At 47.8% G+C, this 755-nt stretch carries 1 protein-coding gene; it reads left to right on the top strand.

Going from position 1 to position 755, the window contains the following annotated elements; all coding sequences use genetic code 11:
- Nucleotides 1-755: peroxidase family protein (locus tag AB9H30_RS19340; protein ID WP_371196431.1), on the top strand; the 755-nt coding region annotated here is incomplete at both ends.

Here is a 755-nt window from a genome sequence, read left to right as displayed (position 1 = left end):
CAAACTCGCAGCCCCGCAGGTGCTATCCAGTGGATCCCAACCGATGAGTCTTTGCATAAAATTGTGCCAGATGCGCACGTGGAAGGTAAGTTTAATCCACCGGTAATGACCACCGCTGATTTGGCGCTTAAGTTTGACCCAGAGTATCGTAAAATAGCTGAGCGTTTCTTAGCTGACCCTGAAGAGTATCGTTTAGCCTTTGCAAAGGCATGGTATAAGTTGACTCACAGAGATATGGGACCACCTAGAAACTTCTTAGGTAACGATGTACCCGCAGATATTCATATTTGGCAAGATCCTATTGACCAAAGCAGTGAGTCAAGCATCAATGCTAGCGATGTTGCTATGCTGAAAGACAAGATCCTAAGCACGGATTTAACAGTGTCTGAATTGGTCAGAGTGGCTTGGGCGTCTGCAGCTAGCTATCGTAATACCGATATGCGCGGTGGTGCAAACGGTGGACGTATTGCTTTGATGCCTCAAGCTCAGTGGGCGGTGAACAATCCTGACGAAGTCGCGAAAGTGATAAATGTGTTAAAAGACATTCAGCAAGACATCAACTCAGGCCCACGCAAGGTATCACTAGCCGATTTAGTCGTTTTAGCCGGTGCAGCAGCGATTGAAAAAGCCGCTAAAGATGGCGGATACGACATTACGGTGCCGTTTACGCCAGGCCGTGGTGACGCAACGCAGGCACAAACCGATGTTAACTCGTTCAGTTTGCTAGAGCTTAGCGCCGACGGTTTTAGAAATTA

The organism is Glaciecola sp. SC05 (assembly GCF_041380235.1).
Classification (GTDB): domain Bacteria; phylum Pseudomonadota; class Gammaproteobacteria; order Enterobacterales; family Alteromonadaceae; genus Glaciecola.
The sequence above is the reverse complement of the archived record's forward strand: the minus strand, read 5'-3'. Positions and strand labels throughout refer to the sequence as shown.